This window comes from Leisingera sp. CC-HEC093 (assembly GCF_059429195.1).
In genome coordinates this window covers 1,852,614-1,870,516 of sequence record NZ_JCAIJR010000001.1, presented here as the reverse complement: position 1 = coordinate 1,870,516, position 17,903 = coordinate 1,852,614, and the positions used below count along the sequence as shown (strand labels likewise).

Below are 17,903 nucleotides of genomic sequence, written 5' to 3'. Positions count from 1 at the left end.
CTTGCTGCCGCCCCGTCCTCCACAGGGCAGCAGATGCGAAAGCCCCCGGCGCGTGCCGGGGGCATGATCAGACGCAGGCCGGCATGTTTTCAGCCGAGCGCACAACCTGCCGCGGCGCGGTCACCTCTTTCCACTTGGACAGCGCCTTGTTCACTTCGGGGAAGGCAGGCCGGTCCACAAACCGCCCGTGGCCCGGAGTGGCGCAGACGGTGCCGTCGTCCACCGCCACTTCGCCGCGGCTGAGCGTGTAGCGCGGCAGGCCGGTCACCTCACGGCCCGAGAAAACGTTGTATTCCACCACCGACTGCTGAGTTTCGGGTGAGATCACCTTGGATTTCTTCGGATCCCACACCACCAGGTCGGCATCGGCCCCCTCCAGGATGGCCCCTTTGCGCGGATAGATGTTGAGAATCCGCGCGATGTTGGTGGAGGTCACGGCGACAAACTCGTTCGGGGTCAGCCGCCCGGTGTTCACCCCCTCGGTCCACAGCACCGGCATCCGGTCTTCCAGCCCACCGGTGCCGTTCGGGATCTTGGTGAAATCGCCGATGCCAAATCGTTTCTGATCGACGGTGAAGGCGCAGTGGTCGGTCGCCACCACCTGCAGCGAGCCAGCCTGCAGACCGGCCCACAAGCTGTCTTGATGCGCCTTGTCCCGAAACGGCGGCGACATCACCCGCTGCGCAGCGTGGTCCCAGTTGGGGCTGCGATATTCGCGTTCGTCCAGCACCAGATGCTGGATCAGCGGCTCGCCATAGACGCGCATGCCCTTCTGCCGCGCCCGGCGGATCGCCTCATGCGCCTGTTCGCAGGAGGTATGCACGACGTACAGCGGCACGCCCGCCATGTCGGCGATCATGATGGCGCGGTTGGTGGCCTCGCCCTCAACCTCGGGCGGTCGCGACAGCCCGTGGCCCTCCGGCCCGCGGATGCCGTCAGCCAGCAGCTTCTGCTGCATGGTGGCCACCACATCGCCGTTTTCCGCGTGCACCATCGGCAGCGCACCAAGCGCGGCGCAGCGGCGGAACGAGTCGAACAGCTCATCATCGTCCACCATCAGCGCGCCCTTGTAGGCCATGAAGTGTTTGAAGGAGTTGATGCCCAAGTCGACGACCTGCTGCATTTCGTTGAAGACCTGCTCGCTCCACCAGGTCACCGCCATGTGGAAAGAGTAGTCGGCGCAGGCGCGTTTCGATTTCGCGTGCCAGGCCTCCAGCGCCTCCAGCATCGACTGACCGGGGCTGGGCAGGCAGAAATCCACCACCATGGTGGTGCCGCCCGCCAAGCCGGCGCGGGTGCCGCTTTCAAAGTCATCGGCCGAATGGGTGCCCATGAAGGGCATCTCCAGATGCACATGCGGGTCGATGCCGCCGGGCATGACATAGCATCCCGCAGCGTCCAGCATCTTGTCGCCAGTCAGGCCCGCGCCAATCTGCACGATTTTGCCGTTTTCGATCGCCACATCGGCGGCGTAACTGCGGTCGGCGGCAACAATCGTGCCGCCCTTGATCACGGTTCTCTGGCTCATGTCCTTCACTCCACGATCTCTGCGGTTTCCAGCACGGCGTGCAACAGCACATCCGTCCCCGCCGCGGCCCACTCACGTGTGATTTCCTCGTCCTCGTTGTGGCTGAGGCCATCGAAGCAGGGACACATCACCATGGCTGTCGGCGCCACTTTGCTGATCCAGCAGGCGTCGTGCCCCGCGCCGGAAATGATGTCGCGGTGCGAATAGCCCAGCTTCTCTGCCGCCCGGCGCACCGCATCGACGCAACCCTCGTCAAAGGTGACCGGGTCGAAATGGCCCGCGCGCTCGATCTCCAGCCCCAGCTCCAGCTCCTCGGCGATCTTCGCCGCGCCTTCGCGCAGGCGCTGCTCCATGTCGGTCTGGGTGTCAAAGCTGGGCGAGCGGAAGTCGATGGTGAACACCACCTTACCCGGCACGATGTTGCGGCTGTTGGGGTAGTAATCGCAATGGCCGACAGCGCCCACGGCGTCGGGCTGATGGCTCATGGCGATCTCGTGCACCAGATCGGTGATCCGCGCCGCACCCAGCCCGGCATTGCGGCGCATCGGCATCGGGGTGGAGCCGGTATGCGCCTCCTGCCCTGTCAGCGTCACCTGCAGCCAGTTCAGGCCCTGACCATGGGTCACAACGCCAATGTCTTTATCCTCGGCTTCCAGAATAGGGCCCTGTTCGATATGCAGTTCAAACATCGCATGCATCCTGCGGCTACCCACCGGCTCATCGCCCTTGTAGCCTATCCGGGCCAGCTCCTCGCCGAACCTTTTGCCCTCCGCATCCTCGCGGGCATAGGCCCAGTCCTGGGTATGAACGCCAGCAAAAACGCCGGAGGACAGCATTGCCGGCGCAAACCGCGTGCCTTCCTCGTTGGTCCAGTTCACCACCACGATGGGGCGGCGCGGGGTGATACCCTGATCGCGGATCGAGCGCACCACCTCCAGCCCCGCCAGCACACCCAGCACGCCGTCGTATTTGCCGCCCGTCGGCTGGGTGTCCAGATGGCTGCCCATCATCACCGGATCAAGATCCGGCTCGGCGCCTTCAAGCCGGGCAAACATGTTGCCCATGCTGTCAACCCCCACCGTCATGCCAGCCTCTTCGCACCAGCGCCTGAACAGATCGCGGCCTTCCTTGTCGGCATCGGTCAGCGTCTGGCGATTATTGCCGCCGCGCACCCCCGGACCCTTGGTTGCCATCTCCATCAGCGAATCCCAAAGGCGGCTTCCATTGATGCGGGCGTTGCTTTGAACGTCTTTCATGTTGTCTCTCCCTTAGCGGCCGCCGGCCCCGCACGCTCCTCCGCGACGGGCCGGCCGCCGGTTGGTTACGCGATAAGCGACTCAGCCAGGATGCCAATCAGCTCGTCGATTTCGGATTTCTCGATGATCAGCGGCGGCGACATGGCGATGATGTCACCGGTGGTACGCAGATGCGCCCCCTTGTCCCAAGCCCTGAGGTACGTGTCGAACGCGCGCTTGGTCGGCTGGCCCGCGACCGGCTCCAGCTCCACCGCGCCCACCAGGCCGGAGCAGCGGATGTCCGTCACATGCGGCAGCCCCTTCAGGCTGAACAGCGCCTCTGTCCAATAGTCCTCCAGCGCCGCCGCGCGCTCGAACAACTCCTCCTCGCGGTAGGTATCCAGCGCCGCGAGCGCCGCCGCGCAGGCCACTGGGTTGCCGGAGTAGGTATAGCCGTGGAACAGCTCGATCATATGCTCCGGCCCGGTCATCAAAGCGTCGTGGATTTCGCTGCTGATCATCACGGCGCCCATCGGAATGCCCCCGTTGGTGAGCCCCTTGGCGGTAGTGATCATATCCGGCTCCACGCCGTAGTAGTCGGCGCCAAAGGCGCGGCCCAGGCGGCCATAGGCGGTGATCACCTCATCAAAGATCAACAGGATGCCATGTTCGCGGGTGATCTCGCGCAGCCGCTGCAGATAACCCATGGGTGGCAGGATCACCCCGGCGGAGCCGGCCATCGGCTCGACAATCACCGCGGCGATAGTTTCGGCCCCATGCAGGTCGATCAGCCGCTGCAGGTCCTCGGCCAGTTCCGCGCCATGCTCCGGCTGCCCCTTGGTATAGGCGTTGCGCTCCGGGTCATGGGTATGGCGCAGGTGGTCCACCCCGGTCAGCAGGCTGCCGAAGTGGCGGCGGTTGTTGACCATGCCGCCCACAGAAATGCCTCCGAAATTGACCCCGTGATAGCCCTTCTCGCGCCCGATCAGGCGCGTGCGGCCGGGCTCGCCCTTCGCGTTGTGGTAGGCCAGAGCAATCTTCAGCGCAGTCTCCACCGATTCCGAACCGGAGTTGGTGAAAAACACGTGGTTCAGATCGCCCGGTGCCAGCTCAGCCAGCCGGTTCGCCAGTTCAAAGGCTTTCGGGTGCCCCATCTGGAAGGCCGGGGCATAGTCCAGCTCCACCACTTGTTTCTGCACCGCTTCAGTGATGCGCGGCGCAGCGTGGCCCGCATTGACACACCACAGGCCCGCGGTGCCGTCCATCACTTTCCGTCCGTCGGTGGTGGTGTAATACATCCCCTCCGCAGCGGCGATCATCCGCGGGCTGTCCTTGAAATGCCGGTTGGCGGTGAAGGGCATCCAATAGGCGCCAAGGTCATTCTTGGGGGCCAGGGCAGCAGTCATGACATGAGTTCCTTCTTGATTGATCTGCGGGGGGTCAGGCAGCAGCAAGGCTAAGCAATTGGTCCAGACTTGCCTTAGCGTCGCCGTAGAACATGCGGGTGTTTTCCTTGAAGAACAGGGGGTTCTCGATGCCGGAGTAGCCGGTGCCCTGGCCGCGTTTGGAGACGAAGACCTGTTTCGCCTTCCAGCACTCCAGCACCGGCATGCCGGCGATGGGCGAGTTGGGGTCCTCCTGGGCGGCCGGGTTGACGATGTCGTTGGAGCCGATGACGATGGCCACATCGGTGTCCGGGAAATCCTCGTTGATCTCATCCATCTCCATGACGATGTCGTAAGGCACCTTGGCCTCGGCCAAGAGCACGTTCATGTGGCCCGGCAGGCGGCCTGCGACCGGGTGGATGGCGAAGCGCACGTCTTTGCCTTTCGCCCGCAGGCGGCGGGTGAGTTCCGCGACATTCTGCTGCGCCTGGGCCACTGCCATGCCGTAGCCGGGGATGATGATGACGCTGTCAGCTTCTTCCAGGGCGGTGGCAACGCCGTCGGCATCGATGGCGATCTGCTCGCCCTCGACTTCCATCGCCGGGCCTGTGGTGGTGCCAAAGCCGCCCAGGATCACGCTGACGAACGACCGGTTCATCGCCTTGCACATGATGTAGCTGAGAATCGCACCCGAGGAGCCGACCAGCGCGCCGACCACGATCAAGAGGTCATTGCCGAGGCTGAAACCGATGGCGGCGGCGGCCCAGCCCGAGTAGCTGTTCAGCATCGAGACCACCACCGGCATGTCGGCGCCGCCAATGCCCATGATCAGGTGGTAGCCGATGAACAGTGCGGCCAGCGTCATCAGCGCCAGCGGCAGGAAGCCGCCGGAGTTGAAGTACCAGATCAGGCAGAGAAAGGAGAGGCCCGCCGCGCCCGCGTTCAGCATGTGGCCGCCCGGCAGCTTGGTTGCGGCCGAGGTCACCTTGCCCGCCAGCTTGCCGAAGGCAATCACCGAGCCGGTGAAGGTGATGGCGCCGATGAAGATGCCGAGGAACAGCTCCACCCGCAGGAAGGAGATCTCTGCCGGGGTCTTCTTGGCGATCAGCTTGGCGAAGGTGCCGAGGTCCTCGGTGCTGCCCGCAGCCACGGCGGCTGCCACATTGCCGATCTCGAAATGGGCGATGAAACCGACAAAGACCGCGGCCAGGCCGACCAGCGAGTGCATCGCGGCGACCAGCTGCGGCATCTCGGTCATCTGCACCTTCTTGGCGACATAGGTGCCGATGAGGCCGCCGCCCGCAATCAGCAGCAGCGACAAGAGCCACAGGCCCGAGCCGGGGCCGATGATTGTGGCAAAGACCGCCAGCCCCATGCCTGCGATGCCGTACCAGACCGCGCGTTTGGCGCTTTCCTGATTGGAGAGCCCGCCAAGCGACAGGATGAAAAGAACAGCCGCAACGACATAGGCGGCGGTGGTGAAACCGTAATCCATGTGCCCGGCCTCCTTAAGATTTCTGGAACATGGCGAGCATGCGCCGGGTAACGAGGAAGCCGCCGAAGATGTTGATCCCGGCCATGAAGACGCTGAGCGCCGCCAAGAGGATCACCAGGAAGCTGCCCGATCCGATCTGCATCAGCGCGCCCAGGATAATGATCGAGGAGATCGCGTTGGTCACCGCCATCAGCGGCGTATGCAGGCTGTGCGCAACGCCCCAGATCACCTGGAAGCCCACGAAACAGGCCAGCGCAAAGACGATAAAATGCTGCATGAAGCTGACCGGCGCAAACAGCCCGACCAGCAGCAGCAGCGCGCCGCCGCCTGCCAGCAGGGTGACCTGGCTCTTGGTCTGCGCCTTGAAGGCTTCGATTTCCTGGGCGCGTTTTTCCTCCGGCGTCAGCTCCGGCACGGTTTCCTTGGGCTTGGCGGCAATCGCCTGCACCTTGGGCGGCGGCGGCGGGAAGGTGATCTCGCCTTCATAGGCGACCGTCGCGCCGCGGATCACGTCGTCCTCCATGTCGTGGTTGACCTGGCCGTCTTTTTCCGGCGTGAGGTCAGCCATCATGTGGCGGATGTTGGTGGCATAAAGCGACGACGACTGCGCCGCCATCCGGGACGGGAAATCCGTATAGCCGATGATGGTGACGCCGTTGTCCGTCACGATCTTCTCATCCGCCACGGTCAGCTTGCAGTTGCCGCCCTTTTCCGCGGCCAGGTCGACGATGACCGAGCCCGGCTTCATCGCCGCGACCATGTCTTCGGTCCACAGCTCCGGCGCTTCGCGGTTGGGGATCAGCGCGGTGGTGATGACGATGTCCATCTCCGGCGCCAGCTCGCGGAACTTGGCAAGCTGGGCTTCGCGGAACTCGGGGCTGGACACAGCCGCATAGCCGCCGGTGGCCGCACCATCCTGCTGCGTCTCCTCGAAATCGAGATAGACGAACTCGGCGCCCATCGATTCCACCTGCTCGGCCACTTCGGGGCGCACGTCAAAGGCATAGGTCACGGCGCCCAGGGAGGTCGAGGTGCCGATGGCGGCAAGCCCTGCCACCCCGGCACCGACCACCAGCACCTTGGCGGGCGGCACCTTGCCTGCGGCGGTGATCTGGCCGGTGAAGAAGCGGCCGAAGTTGTTGCCCGCCTCGATCACGGCGCGGTAGCCCGCGATGTTCGCCATTGACGACAGCGCGTCCATCTTCTGGGCGCGGCTGATCCGCGGCACCATTTCCATGGCGATGACATTGGCCTTCTTCGACCTGGCCAGCTCCATCCCCTCTTCATTCCCGGCCGGGTTGAAGAAGGAGATCAGCGTCTTGCCCTTGGTCAGCCGCTTCAGCTCGGTCGCGTCCGGCTGGCGCACCTTGGCGACGATATCGCACGCCTTCCACAGCGCTGCCGGGGTCTTGATGATCTCAACCCCCGCGGCCTCATAAGCGGCATCGGAAAACCCCGCAGCCGCCCCCGCCCCGGTCTCAACCGCGCAGTCATACCCCAGCTTCTGCAGCTGAACCGCAGACTCCGGCGTCATCGCAACACGGTGCTCGCCTGCCGCCTGCTCCCTTGGCGTTCCTATCAGCACAGCCGTTCTCCTCCCATTGCGCCAAGCCCGCCTCACACTCGAGTCGGGCAGCGCCTTTCTGTATGCTTCTTGCTTTTTACCAATTAGTCAATTTTTTATTTTCAAGTCAATAATTCCCCACCTCAAAACCACCACTAGCCATTTTATATGTTTTATTTCATATGCTTATCTAGCATCTCGATCTCATATTTTATCTAATAGTCAAAAAAATATTGACAGAACACGATACTCCCACAAACCTAGATGCAGGAGGAGCCCATGAACATTCAATTAGTCAAACCGAGTGAATCCTGGGCGGCGACGGGGGATCTGCACGCATTGATGGCCCGCGCCCGCCGGATCCGCGACACCCATTGGGGACGTACTGTCACCTACTCCCGGAAAGCCTTTGTGCCGCTGACAAACATGTGCCGGGACACCTGCGGATACTGCACCTTCGTCAAGCATCCCGATTCCCCCGAAGCAAACATCATGACACCGGAGCAGGTGCTGGCCACCGCCCGCCGCGGCGAGCGCGAAGGCTGCAAGGAGCTTTTGTTCAGCCTCGGCGAAAAGCCGGAACTTCGCTATGAGAAGGCGCGCAGGGCGCTGGAACGGCTCGGCTATAACAGCCTGACTGCCTACCTGGCCGAAATGTGCGCCTTGGTGCTGCGGGAAACCTCGCTGCTGCCGCACGTCAACGCCGGCACGCTGACCAGCGAAGAGATCGATCTGCTGCGGCCGGTGTCAGCATCTATGGGCATGATGCTGGAAACCGTGAGCCGCCGCCTGACCCGCAAGGGCCAGCCGCACCATGCCTGCCCCGACAAGGTGCCGGTGCAGCGGCTGCGCACGCTGGAGCGGGCGGGGGAGAAAAAAGTGCCCTTCACCACCGGACTGCTGATCGGCATCGGAGAAACCTTCGAAGAGCGGATTGAGGCGCTGCATGCAATCAACGAAGCCCACACCCGCCACGGCCACATTCAGGAAGTGATCATCCAGAACTTCCAGCGCAAGCCGGATATCGCCATGGCGAACCACCCCGAGCCTTCGCTGGAAGACATGCTGCGCACGATTGCAGCCGCACGCATTATCCTGTCCCCAGACATCAGCCTGCAGGCGCCGCCCAATCTCAGCGCCCGTCATCTGGCCTATCTGGAGGCTGGCATCAACGACTGGGGCGGCATCTCGCCGGTCACCATCGACTTTATCAACCCGCAGCATGAATGGCCGGAAATCCGGACACTGGCCCAATCCTGCAGCCAGGCCGGGTTCGGATTGCGCGAACGGCTGACCGTGTACCCCCGCTATCTGGCAGAGGGGACCGGTTTCATTAATCCGGAAATTCTGGCCCGCGCTTCCGGAATGGCCCAGGCCAACGGACTGGCACGCGATCAGCAGCACATGGGAGAAACAGCATGACCATTCAGCACCCCGCAGAAAACTTTGCCGCGGTCCCGGCTGCGATCAGCGCCGCCTCGGCTCCAGTCCGCGCCATCCTGGAGATGGCCCTGGAAGGCGGCGAAGTTTCCGAAGCCGAGGGCGTAGAGCTGTTTCGCACAACCGGCGCCGATGCCGAAGCGGTCTATGCCGCCGCCGATGAGTTGCGCCGCCGCGCCAACGGCGACCGGGTCTCTTTTGTGGTCAACCGCAACATCAACTTCACCAACATCTGCTACATGGGTTGCCGCTTCTGCGGCTTTGCCAAGCGCAGCGAGGACACGGACGCCGAATGGCTGGAGCCCGCACAGATCGTGGAGCGCGCGCAGGAGGCCTGGGACCGCGGCGCCACCGAGGTCTGTATCCAGGGCGGCCTGCACCCCAAGATGGAAGGCAGCTACTACCGCGACATCGTCCGCGCCATCAAGGCGGCGCTGCCGGACATGCACATCCACGCCTTCTCACCGTTTGAGATCTGGTACGGCGCATCCAAGACCAAGATGTCCTACCATGACTTCCTTGCGGATCTGAAAGCGGCGGGCCTCGGCTCAATGCCCGGCACCGCGGCGGAGATCCTGGATACCGAAGTGCGGATTCAGCTGACCAAGAACAAGCTGAGTGCCGAAAAATGGGTGGAAATCATCCGCGCCGCGCATGAGGTCGGCATCCCGACAACAGCCACCATCATGTACGGCCACATCGACGGACCGGAACATTGGGCCGCGCACATCCGCTTGCTGCGCGACATCCAGAAGGACACCGGTGGATTCACCGAGCTGGTGCCGCTCTCCTTCGTGCATACGGAATCGCCGCTATGGGCGCAGAACCCGGACACGGTGCGCCCCGGTCCCACCGCGCTGGAGGTGGACCTGATGCATGCGGTCGCGCGCATCATGCTGCATGGCTGGATCGACAATATCCAGGTGAGCTGGACCAAGCTGGGCGCGGCGCGGGCGCAAGAAATGCTGGCGCGCGGGGTGAACGACCTCGGCGGCACGCTGATGAACGAAAGCATCTCCCGCGCAGCCGGGTCGGACCACGGGCAGGAAATCACCGCCCGTGAACTGGCACAGATCATTCGTGCCGCCGGCCGGGTGCCGGTGCGCCGCAGCACCATCTACGAGACCCGCGAGGTCTATGAGCTTTACGACCCCGAAGTTATCGCACCGCTGGTGGACCGTCAGGGCCGCGACCCGCTTGCCTTCCTGGAAATGTTCCCGGAACGCACCGTGCCGGAGGTCGCGGAATGAGCGGCGCGAAGAAGCATAAGGTCACCCTGCTGGCCGGCGGTGTCGGCGGCGCCAAGATGGCTGAGGGCCTGACGGCGCTGCCGGATGTGGAGCTGTCGATTATCGGCAACGTGGCAGATGACGACGATTTTCACGGGCTTTGGGTCTCCCCCGATATTGACACGCTGACCTACAGCCTAGGGGATGTAATCGACCGCAACCAAGGCTGGGGCGTGGCGGATGAAGGCCGCCGGGCGCTGGAGACGCTGAACAGGCTCGGCGCGGACACATGGATGTCGCTGGGCGACCGCGACTTCGGCCTGCACATCTACCGTACCATGCGGCGCCGGCGCGGCGACCGGCCCAGCGACATCGCTCGCGACGTCGCCCGCGCCTTTGGCGTCACGGCGGAAATCCTGCTGCCCACCGATGACACCATGCAGACCCGGGTGCGCACCGATGCGGGCTGGCTGAGTTTTCAGGAGTTCTTTGTGCGCGAACGCTGTGCGCCTGAGGTCCGGGAACTGGCCTTCGACGGCCTCGAGCAGGCCCATCCGACGCCCGAGGCGCTGAACGCGATCCACGCGGCAGAACTGATCGTGATCGCGCCCTCGAACCCGCTGGTCAGCATTGCGCCGATTTTAGGCGTGCCCGGAATTTCCCAAGCCGTGCAGGCCTCAGCCGCCCGTAAGGTTGCTGTCAGCCCTTTCATCGCCGGCAAGGTGGTTAAGGGACCGGCCGACCGGATGATGCAGTCGCTGGGGGAACGGGCAGACGCAATTGGCGTAGCCCGCCGCTACCGCAGTCTTGCCGATACATTGCTCATCGACAACGCCGACGCGATGCTGGGCGGCGCAGTCCGCGCCGAGGGGATGGAACCGGTCTGCAGCCGCATCCTAATGAAAACCCAACAGGACAAGGCCCGCCTGGCCCACGATATCACGGACCTGGTCTTTGCGCCGGCCCAGCTGGAGGCAAGCGCATGACCCGCAAAGCAAACAGCGGCAAGCGGCTCGCCGTGATCCCGATGAAAGATCCGTCAAAAGCCAAGACCCGGCTGGCCGTCACCCTGCCCCCGCAGGAACGCAAGGTGCTGGCGGAGGGGCTGTTTCGAGCCACCGTCTCAAAACTGCAGGAGGCTCTGGCCCGGCTCCCCGGCGGCACAGTGGATATTGCCGTGGTCTGCCACAGCCCGGCGATTGCCCGAATTGCCCGGCAGACCGGTCTCATCTGCATTGACGATCAGAACCCCGGCTCGCTGTCGCTGGCGGTTGAAGTTGCGGCCGGATGGGCTTCTCTTCGTGGCTATGAAGCGCTTTGCGTTCTGCCGGGCGATTTGGCCGCCCCCTCGGTAGAAGACCTCGTGCGGCTGCTGTCGCACCCGCTGGACGACGCCAGTGCGGTATTCTGCCCGGCCAAGGATCTGGGCACCAACGCTCTGCTTGCTCCCCTGCCCTGCCCGTTTCCGTTCCGTTACGGACCGAAATCCCTGATCGCGCACTTGCAGGCGGCTGAGGCTGCCGGGCTGTGCCCCCGGGTGCTGCCGCTCGCCAGTCTGCGAATCGACGTCGACACGGCAGAGGACCTTGATCACCTGCTGGCCCATAACCCGCGGGCACTGGTGCGGGAGGGCGCGCAATGAACCTCTCTGTCTCCCTCACCGCCATTCCCGGCGTGCCGGATATCCAGAACGGCGACGATCTGGCCGCGGTCCTGGGCAATTGCCTGGATCAAGCCGGCCTGCCGCTCAAACGCGGTGACATCCTATGCGTGGCGCAAAAGGTCTTTTCCAAGGCAGAGGGCTGCATCATCCCGCTGGCCTCAGTGACGCCATCCGCGGAAGCACTGAAATACGCCGAAGAGCTGAACAAGGACCCCCGCAAGGTCGAGATTGTCCTGCGCGAAAGCACCCGCGTGGTGCGCGCCTTCCGCCGCCCGGACCAGAACGAGGGCACGATGATCTGCGAGCACCGGCTCGGCTTCATCTCTGCCAATGCGGCGGTGGATGAATCGAACTTCAGCGAGGAGGACGCGGCGATGGTGCTGCCGCCCGATCCGGATGCCAGCTGCGCCCGGCTGCAGCAGGATCTATCGCACCGTTTTGACGCCGAGATCGGCGTGGTGATGACCGACACCTTCGGCCGCCCCTGGCGGTTGGGCCAGGTCAATGTGGCGATTGGCCTGGCCAAGGTGCCCGCAACCATCCGCGAACAGGGCAATACCGACGCCTGGGGCAGGCCGCTACAGGTGACCGAACCCGCACTGGCGGATGAAATCGCCGCCGCCTCAGGCCTGGTGGTCCGCAAGAACGGAAAGACACCGGCGGTGCTTCTGCGCGGGCTCGACTGGCAGCCCGCCGACAGCCGCGGCGCCGACATACTCAGGAAAAAACAGGAGGATATGTTCCGATGAGGATCGCAATCATTGGCGGCACCGGGCCGCAGGGACAGGGGCTTGCATTGCGCTTTGCCCGTGCAGGGATCAATGTGGCGCTCGGCTCACGCGATGGCGAACGCAGCGCCGGCATCGCGGCAGAGCTGATGGCGAAACTGCCCGCAGGGGCCGCGGAAATCACCGGCCTCGACAACGAAAGCGCCACCGCGGCAGCGAATGAAATGGTGATCCTGGCGGTGCCGTTCTCGGCCCACAACGCCACATTGGAGGCGCTGAAACCGGGCCTTGCAGGCAAGATCCTGGTCGACATCGTGGTGCCACTGGCCGAAGGAGACCCCAAGAAGGTGGACATGCCGCCCGAAGGCTCCGCCACCGAGGCCGCGCAGGCGCTGCTGGGGGACGACATCCCAGTGATCGGTGCGCTGCATAACGTGTCCGCCACCACGCTGAACAACCTGGACTGGCCGATCAACTGCGACATCCTGGTTTGCGGCAACAGCCTGCCCGCCCGCAAGAAGGTGATCGAGCTGGTCGGCGCGCTGGACGTTCAGGCCTACAACGCCGGCGACGCCCAGTCCGCCCGCTGCATCGAGGCGATCACCCCGATCCTGATCCGCCAGAACATTTCAAAGGCGGTGCCCTTCACTCATGCGGGCATCCGCATCTGGGCCCCCGATCACTGACATTCCAACGAGGAGGAAACACACATGGAATTCGGCATTTGCTTTAAGGGCTTCGTTGAGCCCGAACGCGCCCGCGCCTTGGTCCGTCAGGCGGAAAACGCAGGCTTCACTTACTGCTGGTTCTACGACAGTCACATCCTGTGGCGCGAAAGCTTCGTGGCGATGGCGATGTGCATGGAACACACCACAAACATGCGCTTCGGCCCGCTGGTGACAAACCCGAACTCGCGCGAGTGGTCGGTCGCAGCCTCGCTGTTCGGTTCGCTGGCAAAACAGTCCGGCGGCCGCTTCGACATTGGCCTCGGCCGCGGCGACAGCGCCGTGCGGGTGATGGGCAAGAAGCCCTCGACCATCAAGCGGATGGAAGAATTCACCCACGTGGTCAAGAATCTGATCCGCGGCGAAGAGGTGCAGTACGGCGAATGCCCTGCGCCAGTGAAATTCCCCTGGGCCAACGGCTATGAGCTGCCGGTCTGGATCGGCGCCTACGGGCCCAAGGCGCTGGCCTCCGCCGGCAAGGTCGGTGACGGTGTGGTGCTGCAGATCGCAGAGCCCAAAATCATCAAATGGCTGGCGGATCAGGCCAAGGCCGGCGGCGAGGCCGAAGGCCGCGATATGTCGAACTACCGGGTCATGGCCGCTGCCCCGGCCCATACCGGTCCGATCGAGGAAGGTATCGAGAAGACTAAATGGTTCCCCGCCATGGTTGGCAACCACGTCGCCGACATCGTCGAGAAATACGGTGCCAACACCGACCAGGTGCCTTCCAGCCTGACCTCTTACATCGAGAACCGCAAAGGCTACGACTATTCCAAGCACGGCCAGAGCGACAATCCGTATCTCGATTTCTTTACCGAGGACATCGTCAAGAGCTTCTGCGTGCTCGGCACCCCGGATGAGCATATCGCAAAGATCCGCGATCTGGAGGCGGCCGGCACCACCCAGTTCAACATCTATCTGGACAGCGGTGACGAGGAGAAGATTATCGCCGATTACGGCGACACGATCATCCCGGCCTTCCGGGACGGCAGCACGGTGACCTCCCCGATGCTGGCTGCGTCGTAACCATCTCCCCTGGCGGCACAGCCATCCGGCGGGCAGCCTCCCCTGCCTGCCGGTCCTGCCGCCCGCGGCGCCTTCCGAACCGGACCGCACGCCCCGCCCGCTGGCCTTCCCCCACGAGTTGTGCCAAGACAGCGCCGATTCAGATTGATATGAAATGGCGGATTCCGCATGGCGCGCATGGCATCAGAGAAACCGAAGACCAAGATACAGCGTCAGAAAACGGAACAGATCATGGCCGCCGCGTTGGAGGTTTTTGCCCGGCACGGCTCGTCCGGTGCATCGATCAACATGATCGCCAAGACCGCCGGACTGACCACACCCAACCTGCTTTATTACTTCGAGAGCAAGGATGCGATCCGGCGGGAGCTTTTGAGCCGCACGCTGCAGCTGTGGATGGCCCCCCTAAGTATGCTCAGCCCGCATGGCGAACCCATTGACGAAATCTGCGAGTACATCCGGCGCAAGCTGGAGGTTTCGCGGAGTTTTTCCAAGGAAAGCAAGTTCTTCGCCAATGAACTTCTGAGCGGTTTACCACAGAACCGCAGTGAGATCTTCGGTCCGCTGAAAGACCTGTACAATGCCAAGATCATGATGCTTGAAGACTGGATGCGCGACGGAAAGATCGCGCCTGTTGACCCGCATCACCTTCTCTTTTCGATCTGGGCCACCACACAGCACTATGCCGACTTCGATGTTCAGATTGAGGAAATTGCTCCAGCCAAGGCAGAGGACCGCTATGCAGAAGCTGAAGTATTCCTGATGGAGATGTATAAGAAGCTGCTTAAGGTTTAACAGGCCGCTGAAGAAGTCGGGGCTCGACGCGGCCTGTTAAGAGAACCAGCACAGTTAAAGTTCCGGCATGGCGCCCTTAGTCCGTACGAGACATAACACAGTTTAGTTAGCCCTTGCGCCTTTCGAAGCCAAAAGCACGCCCAACACGCCCAAGGAACCGTCAGCCACTAGTTCAGTGACAAGATCTGCAACCCGCGCTTGCACTCTTCCCACAGAATCCGCGATTTCATCGAGTTCATCCGTGCAGTGGCCCGGGATAGTCAAGTTCTGGCGGCGCGACCGCTCCAGGCGCTTTGAGGCAACTGCGAATGCCTCGCGCGCTTCGGCGTAGTCTTTGGCAGCGGCGATCACGGCTTGTATCCGCGCTAACTGCGTATTTCGGAGGCTATCGGTATTGGCACTCATTAAAAGAACACTCCTGTCAAATTACAAGTTGGCTGGGTTGCCACGATGACCCCCTGTTGTGCTGACACCGATGCAGCGGCACGGCGTGATCGGCGCAAAGCTCTCCTGCTAGTGAACATGAGGTCGCAGCCTATAGACATATACATCTACCCCACTTAGAGCAGTTCGGAACAGTCGGCAAATTTAGAATTATAATTCGAATTGCTGAACTGATAATTCCTTGTATTATGCATTCATGACTGAACAAGATCCAAACCCGCATTCCCCGAATAAAGTGATGACTGAGCGTTGGAGGCAGCGGTTGCGCCAGGCGCTGGACATTCGCAGCCTCGACTATGGCGAGGTCTCTGAAGCCGCAGGCAACAACGCAGAATACGTCAGTAAAGTGCTGAACGGGCGCTTCAACCCTACCGTGGTTCGCATCATGCGGATTTGTGAAGTTGCCAGCATCGACATGGCATATCTTTTCTCCGAAGAGCCAGACACAGTTGATCCTAGTATTCTAACCAAGGCAGTGGATCTTGCAGAGGACGACGCAAAGCTAGTTAGCCGGCTTATCAACAGCGCCCGCGCGCGCTAGCTCTATCCTCTCAACGATTACGTTAAACAAGCGAGTTCCCTGGCTCGGCCTTTCCCGATTGGCTGTGACGACAGTATATAAGAGCGCCTCAAGAGTAGAGGCCGTAATTTCCCCCCTCATCATTTCCCCCTCCCGTTGAAAATTATCATTTGTGACATTCACGCATAACGGTATATTCAAGACAACTTGCATACTATGCGTGTGGTTCACAATATGAGAAGTGATATTCGTGGCGTTCTTTTAAGGTCATTGGATCAATTGTCGGAAAGCGGCTATTCCATTGGGATAGGCTTCGATGGCGTGGAGCCTGTCTTTGTTCACAGCACTTACAGCCAGCAGTGGATAGACCGATATGTCGATCAGGGGTACCTCCTGATAGATCCCACAATCCAGTTCGGACTGAGCAGCACGGGGCACGCAACTTGGAAGGAACTTGAACGCCTCTTCCCATCGTCGAGAGTATTTTTCGACGATGCCGTGAACTTTGGGCTGCACCAGGGGAATACTCTGGCGATCAGCGCTGACGGGCTCGTCTCGGTTTTGAGCTGCTCCGGCCCTGAGTGGAGCAGCGAGGACCTGCGGATCGCCCGGACCGCCCTGCACGCGCTCCACGCGCTGGAGTACGAGCCGTCGAATCCAATTACGCTGACAGAGCCGGTAAAAGATGTCCTTCGCCTGATGTGCGGCGGGTGCAAGGATCAGGAAATCGCGGACCGCTTGGGAGTTAAGCTGGAAACAGTACGGGCAAGACGAAGAACTGCCTTGCAAGCGCTTGAAGCGAAAACTAGTGCACAACTTATATCACAAGTGATAAAATTCCAACTAATCTGAAGGTTGAAGATTCCCAACGGCCTATGCCGTTTCAACATGGCGCTGCAACAAGGAGAGCGCCATGCAATTACATATCTTTTCATTCGAACAGCGGTCCGCCTTCAAAGCGGAGTACCAGGGCTTCCTCGCGCTTCGCAAACAAAAGCTGGTGGACGAACTCGGCTGGGGGTTGCATCACGATGGAACCTTCGAGCGGGATCAATACGACCGGCCGGGAGCAGTATATTCCATTGTCACAAGAGGCAGCCGGATCATTGCCGGAGCCCGCGCTGCGTCTTGCGGCGACAGCGACGGATACTGGAGCTACATGCTTAAGGACGCCAGGGACGGCAAAATCCAGGGTATTCCGGGAGGCTTGCTCAGCGAGTATCCTGAGACAAACCGGACCTGGGAGTGCACGCGGTTTGTAATGGACGAAACCCGTGCGGATGCAGCACAGCCCTCGATCGAAACCAAGCTTGTCGTCGCAGGCTTATGCATGGCAGCTTACGACTTCGGAGCATCTGAATTGATGTCCCTGTCGCCTCGCGGCCTTGGGCTCTTATTGAAACGGTTCGGCTACAAAGTCCGTAAAGAAGCCGCCCGCTACATTTGCGAGGACGATGGACGTGAGTACCGGCCTTTTCTGATGACCTGCAATCCCGAGGTGAACCAGGATCTGGCTGCTCACTATACATCACCTCAGTCAATTCCTGTTTCGCCGGTTCAACTTCAAGGGGCTGCGTAGAGAACGGAGCTGCCTCAGAGGCTTGTGCAGTTTCTCAGTGCTTGGCTTGGTCAGGTGGTTCCGCCACCTGACTTGGCCCACCGCTATTGATAATGTGATCCAGGGGAATGCCCCCGATCTTGGTTAGAGTTCCCCGCAGAGTATCCCCGGCTGGGAAAGGAGCGGAAACGTATAGAGGCATCAAATTTCACGGACACGCAGAAGGGATTCATCATCAAGCAGGCGGAGGACGTCACATCCGTGGCCAAGGTTTGCCGCAAAGCCGGGATCAGCGCGAAAAGCTGAGGCGTCCGTCAGATCAAGTCTGAAGTTTTACATGATACTTCAGCTGTGCGCAGAAAATTCCCTTTTGCAAACCCATTCCTGTCATCAGGCGAGGCTACGACTTTCGCCGCGCCACCGCGACCAAAAGCTGCCGCTCGTCGCGGGCGCAGCATGAAACTGGCATCTATTAACCAGGTTTCGAGACCTTGCGGATATTGATCGCACTTACAGCGCAGCTAACCAAGACTGGCGGCATAGTAGCGCAGGAAGCGGACGCACTAAAGAC

17 protein-coding genes and 1 pseudogene are annotated in these 17,903 nt (G+C 61.8%); 12 read left to right on the top strand and 6 right to left on the bottom strand.

What is annotated here, in order from left to right:
• Window positions 1-67: 67 nt before the first annotated feature.
• From hydA to AC5STB_RS09005, 5 genes are all read right to left on the bottom strand, one after another.
• Window positions 68-1,528 carry a dihydropyrimidinase gene (gene hydA, locus AC5STB_RS09025; RefSeq protein WP_495442595.1) on the bottom strand — a complete coding sequence of 487 codons (1,461 nt, stop codon included), beginning with the start codon at window positions 1,526-1,528 and terminating at the stop codon, window positions 68-70.
• A gap of 5 nt (window positions 1,529-1,533) precedes the next feature.
• Window positions 1,534-2,784: a Zn-dependent hydrolase gene (locus AC5STB_RS09020; RefSeq protein ID WP_495442594.1), complete on the bottom strand. Its 1,251-nt coding sequence runs from the start codon at window positions 2,782-2,784 to the stop codon at window positions 1,534-1,536.
• A 65-nt stretch (window positions 2,785-2,849) separates the two neighbouring features.
• Window positions 2,850-4,169, bottom strand: a complete 1,320-nt coding sequence (aptA, locus tag AC5STB_RS09015) for an omega-aminotransferase AptA (protein ID WP_495442593.1) — start codon at window positions 4,167-4,169, stop codon at window positions 2,850-2,852.
• 34 nt (window positions 4,170-4,203) lie between these two features.
• Window positions 4,204-5,643 carry an NAD(P)(+) transhydrogenase (Re/Si-specific) subunit beta gene (locus AC5STB_RS09010; RefSeq protein WP_495442592.1) on the bottom strand — a complete coding sequence of 480 codons (1,440 nt, stop codon included), beginning with the start codon at window positions 5,641-5,643 and terminating at the stop codon, window positions 4,204-4,206.
• 13 nt (window positions 5,644-5,656) lie between these two features.
• On the bottom strand, window positions 5,657-7,228 hold the full coding sequence (locus AC5STB_RS09005) for a Re/Si-specific NAD(P)(+) transhydrogenase subunit alpha (RefSeq protein WP_495442591.1): 1,572 nt from the start codon (window positions 7,226-7,228) through the stop codon (window positions 5,657-5,659).
• Between the two features lie 258 nt (window positions 7,229-7,486).
• On the opposite strand from AC5STB_RS09005, the gene cofG reads away from it, so the two are divergent.
• The 8 genes from cofG (at window position 7,487) to AC5STB_RS08965 (ending at window position 14,810) form a co-directional block, all read left to right on the top strand.
• Complete coding sequence (gene cofG, locus AC5STB_RS09000; protein WP_495442590.1) at window positions 7,487-8,629, top strand: 7,8-didemethyl-8-hydroxy-5-deazariboflavin synthase CofG; 1,143 nt, start codon at window positions 7,487-7,489, stop codon at window positions 8,627-8,629.
• Complete coding sequence (cofH, locus tag AC5STB_RS08995) at window positions 8,626-9,897, top strand: 5-amino-6-(D-ribitylamino)uracil--L-tyrosine 4-hydroxyphenyl transferase CofH (RefSeq protein ID WP_495442589.1); 1,272 nt, start codon at window positions 8,626-8,628, stop codon at window positions 9,895-9,897. The genes cofG and cofH overlap by 4 nt, the downstream gene beginning before the upstream one ends.
• Window positions 9,894-10,862 (top strand): 2-phospho-L-lactate transferase, encoded by a 969-nt coding sequence (cofD, locus tag AC5STB_RS08990; protein ID WP_495442588.1) that lies wholly within the window; start codon window positions 9,894-9,896, stop codon window positions 10,860-10,862. Before cofH ends, cofD begins: the two co-directional genes overlap by 4 nt.
• Window positions 10,859-11,518, top strand: a complete 660-nt coding sequence (gene cofC / locus AC5STB_RS08985; RefSeq protein WP_495442587.1) for a 2-phospho-L-lactate guanylyltransferase — start codon at window positions 10,859-10,861, stop codon at window positions 11,516-11,518. Before cofD ends, cofC begins: the two co-directional genes overlap by 4 nt.
• Window positions 11,515-12,288 carry a coenzyme F420-0:L-glutamate ligase gene (gene cofE, locus AC5STB_RS08980; protein WP_495442586.1) on the top strand — a complete coding sequence of 258 codons (774 nt, stop codon included), beginning with the start codon at window positions 11,515-11,517 and terminating at the stop codon, window positions 12,286-12,288. The genes cofC and cofE overlap by 4 nt, the downstream gene beginning before the upstream one ends.
• On the top strand, window positions 12,285-12,953 hold the full coding sequence (gene npdG, locus AC5STB_RS08975; protein ID WP_495442585.1) for an NADPH-dependent F420 reductase: 669 nt from the start codon (window positions 12,285-12,287) through the stop codon (window positions 12,951-12,953). The genes cofE and npdG overlap by 4 nt, the downstream gene beginning before the upstream one ends.
• A gap of 24 nt (window positions 12,954-12,977) precedes the next feature.
• The gene (locus AC5STB_RS08970; protein WP_495442584.1) at window positions 12,978-14,018 is read left to right on the top strand and encodes a TIGR03842 family LLM class F420-dependent oxidoreductase; all 1,041 of its coding nucleotides are present in this window, start codon (window positions 12,978-12,980) and stop codon (window positions 14,016-14,018) included.
• A 168-nt stretch (window positions 14,019-14,186) separates the two neighbouring features.
• Window positions 14,187-14,810, top strand: a complete 624-nt coding sequence (locus AC5STB_RS08965; RefSeq protein WP_495442583.1) for a TetR family transcriptional regulator C-terminal domain-containing protein — start codon at window positions 14,187-14,189, stop codon at window positions 14,808-14,810.
• A 102-nt stretch (window positions 14,811-14,912) separates the two neighbouring features.
• Here the strand turns inward: AC5STB_RS08965 and AC5STB_RS08960 are convergent, their stop codons facing one another.
• Window positions 14,913-15,215 carry a hypothetical protein gene (locus AC5STB_RS08960; RefSeq protein ID WP_495442582.1) on the bottom strand — a complete coding sequence of 101 codons (303 nt, stop codon included), beginning with the start codon at window positions 15,213-15,215 and terminating at the stop codon, window positions 14,913-14,915.
• 235 nt (window positions 15,216-15,450) lie between these two features.
• Between AC5STB_RS08960 and AC5STB_RS08955 the strand changes: the two genes are divergently transcribed.
• The 4 genes and pseudogenes from AC5STB_RS08955 to AC5STB_RS08940 form a co-directional block, all read left to right on the top strand.
• Window positions 15,451-15,795 carry a helix-turn-helix domain-containing protein gene (locus AC5STB_RS08955; protein ID WP_495442581.1) on the top strand — a complete coding sequence of 115 codons (345 nt, stop codon included), beginning with the start codon at window positions 15,451-15,453 and terminating at the stop codon, window positions 15,793-15,795.
• A 213-nt stretch (window positions 15,796-16,008) separates the two neighbouring features.
• Window positions 16,009-16,626: a helix-turn-helix transcriptional regulator gene (locus AC5STB_RS08950; RefSeq protein ID WP_495442580.1), complete on the top strand. Its 618-nt coding sequence runs from the start codon at window positions 16,009-16,011 to the stop codon at window positions 16,624-16,626.
• Window positions 16,627-16,687: 61 nt separating this feature from the next.
• A complete protein-coding gene (locus AC5STB_RS08945) occupies window positions 16,688-17,353 on the top strand; it encodes an acyl-homoserine-lactone synthase (RefSeq protein WP_495442579.1) in 666 nt (221 codons plus the stop codon).
• 171 nt (window positions 17,354-17,524) lie between these two features.
• Window positions 17,525-17,626: pseudogene (locus AC5STB_RS08940) on the top strand (transposase); the annotation flags it as partial.
• Window positions 17,627-17,903: the final 277 nt, after the last annotated feature.

What these genes read in the sequence shown, in the direction of transcription:
- hydA (WP_495442595.1), bottom strand. Translation starts at nt 1,528, where the DNA reads ATGAGCCAGAGAACCGTGATCAAGGGCGGCACGATTGTTGCCGCCGAC.
- AC5STB_RS09020 (WP_495442594.1), bottom strand. Translation starts at nt 2,784, where the DNA reads ATGAAAGACGTTCAAAGCAACGCCCGCATCAATGGAAGCCGCCTTTGG.
- aptA (WP_495442593.1), bottom strand. Translation starts at nt 4,169, where the DNA reads ATGACTGCTGCCCTGGCCCCCAAGAATGACCTTGGCGCCTATTGGATG.
- AC5STB_RS09010 (WP_495442592.1), bottom strand. Translation starts at nt 5,643, where the DNA reads ATGGATTACGGTTTCACCACCGCCGCCTATGTCGTTGCGGCTGTTCTT.
- cofG (WP_495442590.1), top strand. Translation starts at nt 7,487, where the DNA reads ATGAACATTCAATTAGTCAAACCGAGTGAATCCTGGGCGGCGACGGGG.
- cofH (WP_495442589.1), top strand. Translation starts at nt 8,626, where the DNA reads ATGACCATTCAGCACCCCGCAGAAAACTTTGCCGCGGTCCCGGCTGCG.
- cofD (WP_495442588.1), top strand. Translation starts at nt 9,894, where the DNA reads ATGAGCGGCGCGAAGAAGCATAAGGTCACCCTGCTGGCCGGCGGTGTC.
- cofC (WP_495442587.1), top strand. Translation starts at nt 10,859, where the DNA reads ATGACCCGCAAAGCAAACAGCGGCAAGCGGCTCGCCGTGATCCCGATG.
- cofE (WP_495442586.1), top strand. Translation starts at nt 11,515, where the DNA reads ATGAACCTCTCTGTCTCCCTCACCGCCATTCCCGGCGTGCCGGATATC.
- npdG (WP_495442585.1), top strand. Translation starts at nt 12,285, where the DNA reads ATGAGGATCGCAATCATTGGCGGCACCGGGCCGCAGGGACAGGGGCTT.
- AC5STB_RS08970 (WP_495442584.1), top strand. Translation starts at nt 12,978, where the DNA reads ATGGAATTCGGCATTTGCTTTAAGGGCTTCGTTGAGCCCGAACGCGCC.
- AC5STB_RS08965 (WP_495442583.1), top strand. Translation starts at nt 14,187, where the DNA reads ATGGCGCGCATGGCATCAGAGAAACCGAAGACCAAGATACAGCGTCAG.
- AC5STB_RS08960 (WP_495442582.1), bottom strand. Translation starts at nt 15,215, where the DNA reads ATGAGTGCCAATACCGATAGCCTCCGAAATACGCAGTTAGCGCGGATA.
- AC5STB_RS08955 (WP_495442581.1), top strand. Translation starts at nt 15,451, where the DNA reads ATGACTGAACAAGATCCAAACCCGCATTCCCCGAATAAAGTGATGACT.
- AC5STB_RS08950 (WP_495442580.1), top strand. Translation starts at nt 16,009, where the DNA reads ATGAGAAGTGATATTCGTGGCGTTCTTTTAAGGTCATTGGATCAATTG.
- AC5STB_RS08945 (WP_495442579.1), top strand. Translation starts at nt 16,688, where the DNA reads ATGCAATTACATATCTTTTCATTCGAACAGCGGTCCGCCTTCAAAGCG.